Here is a 4,607-nt window from a genome sequence, read left to right on the forward strand (position 1 = left end):
TTGAAGCCGGGGAGACCACTCTCCAACCCTAAATACTACTACTACACCGATAGCGCACAAGTACCGTGAGGGAAAGGTGAAAAGAACCGTGGGTAACGGAGTGAAATAGAACCTGAAACCATCTACTTACAATCATTCAGAGCCCTATGATTTATCAGGGTGATGGACTGCCTTTTGCATAATGATCCTGCGAGTTGTGGTGTCTGGCAAGGTTAAGTGAAAACGAGCCGTAGCGAAAGCGAGTCTGAATAGGGCGAATTAGTCAGACGCTGCAGACCCGAAGCCAAGTGATCTATCCATGGCCAAGTTGAAACGAGTGTAACAGCTTGTGGAGGACTGAACCCGTGCCCATTGAAACGGGCTGGGATGAGCTGTGGATAGGGGTGAAAGGCCAAACAAACTTGGTGATAGCTGGTTCTCTTCGAAATATATTTAGGTATAGCCTCAAGTCATAACAAGAGGGGGTAGAGCTCTGATTGGGCTAGGGCTGCTCGCCGCAGTACCAAACCCTGTCAAACTGCGAATACCTTTTGTTGTATCTTGGGAGTCAGGCGGTGGGTGATAAAATCAATCGTCAAGAGGGAAACAACCCAGACTACCAACTAAGGTCCCAAAGTTCTATTCTGAGTGGAAAAAGATGTGTGGTTACTCAAACAACCAGGAGGTTGGCTTAGAAGCAGCCATCCTTTAAAGAAAGCGTAACAGCTCACTGGTCTAGTGATCATGCGCTGAAAATATAACGGGGCTAAGATAGACACCGAAGTTGTAGATTGCTCTTTTAGAGCAGTGGTAGAAGAGCGTTCTGTGCAGCACTGAAGGCATACCGGTAAGGAGTGTTGGAGCGCACAGAAGTGAGCATGCAGGAATGAGTAGCGATAAGATGCGTAAGAATCGTATCCGCCGTAAATCTAAGGTTTCCTACGCGATGTTCGTCATCGTAGGGTTAGTCGGGTCCTAAGCCAAGTCCGAAAGGGGTAGGCGATGGGAAATAGGTTAATATTCCTATACCAATTAGGGTGTGCGATGGGAGGACGCATAAAGTTAGGTGAGCCAACGGATGGAAGTGTTGGTCTAAGGGTGTAGATTGGGAGAGAGGCAAATCCGCTCCTGTATTTGAAACCTGAAAGGCTCTTGGCGGTCTTCGGACCAAAGAGAGAATCACTGATACTATCGTGCCAAGAAAAGTCTCTAAGTTTAGCCCTAATTGTCCGTACCGCAAACCGACACAGGTAGATGAGATGAGTATTCTAAGGCGCGTGGAAGAACTCTCTTTAAGGAACTCTGCAAACTAGCACCGTAAGTTCGCGATAAGGTGTGCCTACGCAAGTAGGTCTCAGCAAAGAGTCCCTCCCGACTGTTTACCAAAAACACAGCACTTTGCCAACTCGTAAGAGGAAGTATAAGGTGTGACGCCTGCCCGGTGCTCGAAGGTTAAGAGGATGGGTTAGCCCGCAAGGGCGAAGCTTTGAATTGAAGCCCGAGTAAACGGCGGCCGTAACTATAACGGTCCTAAGGTAGCGAAATTCCTTGTCGGTTAAATACCGACCTGCATGAATGGCGTAACGAGATGGGAGCTGTCTCAAAGAGAGATCCAGTGAAATTGTAGTGGAGGTGAAAATTCCTCCTACCCGCAGCAAGACGGAAAGACCCCGTGGACCTTTACTATAGCTTAGCACTGCTAATGGGAATGCCATGCGCAGGATAGGTGGGAGGCTGTGAAGCAAGAGCTTTGGCTCTTGTGGAGCCATCCTTGAGATACCACCCTTGGCGTTTTTGTTAGCTAACTTGCTTGAGTTATCCTCAAGGAGGACAATGCTTGGTGGGTAGTTTGACTGGGGCGGTCGCCTCCTAAAAAGTAACGGAGGCTTACAAAGGTTAGCTCATGGCGGTTGGAAATCGCCAGTTGAGTGTAATGGCACAAGCTAGCTTAACTGCAAGAGAGACAACTCAAGCAGAGACGAAAGTCGGTCATAGTGATCCGGTGGTTCTCGTGTGGAAGAGCCATCGCTCAAAGGATAAAAGGTACCCCGGGGATAACAGGCTGATCTCCCCCAAGAGCTCACATCGACGGGGAGGTTTGGCACCTCGATGTCGGCTCATCGCATCCTGGGGCTGGAGCAGGTCCCAAGGGTATGGCTGTTCGCCATTTAAAGCGGTACGCGAGCTGGGTTCAGAACGTCGTGAGACAGTTCGGTCCCTATCTGCTGTGGGCGTAGGAAAGCTGAGGAGAGCTGTCCCTAGTACGAGAGGACCGGGATGGACATGCCACTGGTTCACCAGTTGTTCTGCCAAGAGCACCGCTGGGTAGCCACGCATGGTTGTGATAAGAGCTGAAAGCATCTAAGCTCGAAGCCAACTCCAAGATAAGCTTTCCCTGAAGCTCGCATGAAGACTACATGTTTGATAGGGTGGGTGTGTAAGTGCAGTAATGCATTCAGCTAACCACTACTAATAGAGCGTTTGGCTTGTTTGGTTGATAAGGTATCACCGCCTTGTTGAGTGTAATGGTGCTTTGTAGAAACCACGCATAGGTTGTTGACAGCTTGAGGACAACTTGCTAGAATAGCATTTTGTCTTTGAGGGGTGTTGTTAGGCTTTCTTAAGAGAAATTCAAGTTTGGTAAGACCTAGCCTTTAGGACTGCTCTTGAGCTCTCTGAAAGCTTTAGACTTGCTTTAGGAAGCGTAAAAGTTTTTTCAGTCTAGTGAGTCTTGGCTCACTCTGGGGGTTTAAGTGCTCTTAGGGTTTGGCTTTTTAAGCTTCAACAACATCTAGAAAAGCTTCATGCTTTTCCCCGTGTCCCTAGTGGAGAGGAAATACCCAGTCCCATCCCGAACCTGGAAGTCAAGCTCTCTAACGCCGATGATACTGCCCTTTGCAAGGGTGGGAAAGTAGGTAGATGCGGGGGGTTATTAAAGTGTTTAATGTATTCACGCGTTTTTCTGCAACGATAGGTTTTTGGTTTTTCTCATTGCTTTGGTTGTTTCCTCCTTTAAGACTTCTTCAGTACTCAAAAAGATTGACCTGTAATTTTGTGAGTCAAATAAAGGAAAAATATATGCTTAAATCGTTTTTAAGACATTGTGTTTCTTTATGGTTTAAGACAATGTGGCGGCTTTTCCCCAATTTGTGCCGGGTGAGTTGCCTAAGGATTTTACGGGCTCTACAGTGGTTTGCCCAGCGCGATCGGGATTTGTACACCAAAATTTGCAGTTATGTTGTAGATACAATGGTGGCTAGAGTAGAAGTTTGGTTGCAAAATGGAATTGATATGGCTACATTTATAGCCTTTATTCCCTCCAAAAATCCTTTTTATCGTTTTGAAAAAATTATTAGATGTTTGCCGGTGCCCGGCTCACCCATACGGAGTGTATGAATTAGATCGCTTTTAACTTGAATTCTTAGAAAGTTTTTACAAGTATATTATGGTTGATTTAGTTGTAGAGATTTTCTAGACTTACAGAGTGTAGAATTCTATACCTTGACGGATACTGCGAGGGGGGAGAGGGAATATAACTTCTATTTAAAAACCCTACGAGGTTTTATCTATCAAGAAGGTTTGTTATGGTTGGAAATTTCCTTTACAACGGAAAAACACTTCTAGGCGTTTATATACTTCTTCACTGTGTATCTTGCCCCAAAAGCACTTGCTCATTACCGTCATTCAATCAATATCAGGGATAGAGCCAGAACATATCAAATTTTTAACCAAATATTGCTACTGCCAACCTGCCTTTTTTCTTGTAGAGTTGCAGATTATTCTCACTAGAGTTTTAGGACTAAATAAGACTCTAGGGATTCCTAATGTGGCGCAAATCAGCTACATCAGATATGCGGGTTATCAAGGACTTGCACGTGACTATGACGATCTGTTTATGCAATGCGGAGCGGTTTTAGTGGAGATTGGAGGGCGCACCTACTATGATCTACCCCATACCCGTAAAGACCTCTCGCATTATCCCTCTAAAACGCTCCATCCATAAAAAACGCTGGCAACTCTTAGACACTATAGAAGAAAATTTTAAAAACATACTACATAGACATGACTAACACAAGAGTCAACTTAATGAAGCTAAAGCGCAGGAGTAAGGGGAAAAATCGGTAGTCATAAATAGTAGAGAGAAAATTGCACCCTTTGCAAGTATGGGAAAGTAAGGTGATGCGGGAGGATCTTGAAACTCACTCATCTTTTTTATTTATTTTTTTAATTTTTACATCTTTGAGTTTTGAACATGGTAGTGTTAGATTAAGTTGGTTTTTGTTATCATTAGGAGGTTTTTGTAATGAAAAACAGTCAACATAAAGTGCAAGTTTCTGATGCTCATAGGCTTATTAGTTTCGTGCAAAATCTACTTAAATTTCTAATTTTTGTGCTATAGTCAGGAAAAATCGAGGGTTGCTTTTTTGAAGAAAATTGTTATCAATGTGTCTACCATTAGTGGAGAATTAACGGGTTTGGGGGTATATGCTCTCACTTTTGCCCGCGCGCTAGAGGAGCGCTTTAAAAATACGGATGTCAGCATTACATTTTATGCCAATGGATGTTTTTACACCAATTTAAATGCATGGCTAGGCACCTCCCTAGCCGCCACAAACCCACAAACCCAC

Annotated in this window: 1 protein-coding gene, 2 rRNA genes and 1 pseudogene; all 4 read left to right on the top strand. The window is 44.6% G+C overall.

Features of this window, described 5'->3' with window-relative positions; all coding sequences use genetic code 11:
• Positions 1-2,473 (top strand): 23S ribosomal RNA (locus C6G87_RS08060); the annotation flags it as partial.
• 318 nt (positions 2,474-2,791) lie between these two features.
• Positions 2,792-2,907: ribosomal RNA gene (gene rrf / locus C6G87_RS08065) — 5S ribosomal RNA — on the top strand.
• Between the two features lie 739 nt (positions 2,908-3,646).
• Positions 3,647-3,982: a DUF535 family protein gene (locus C6G87_RS08070; protein WP_233709078.1), complete on the top strand. Its 336-nt coding sequence runs from the start codon at positions 3,647-3,649 to the stop codon at positions 3,980-3,982.
• A 421-nt stretch (positions 3,983-4,403) separates the two neighbouring features.
• A pseudogene (locus tag C6G87_RS08075) lies at positions 4,404-4,607 on the top strand (hypothetical protein); the annotation flags it as partial.

It is taken from the genome of Helicobacter baculiformis, from assembly GCF_900197685.1.
In the GTDB taxonomy this organism is placed as follows: Bacteria; Campylobacterota; Campylobacteria; order Campylobacterales; family Helicobacteraceae; genus Helicobacter; species Helicobacter baculiformis.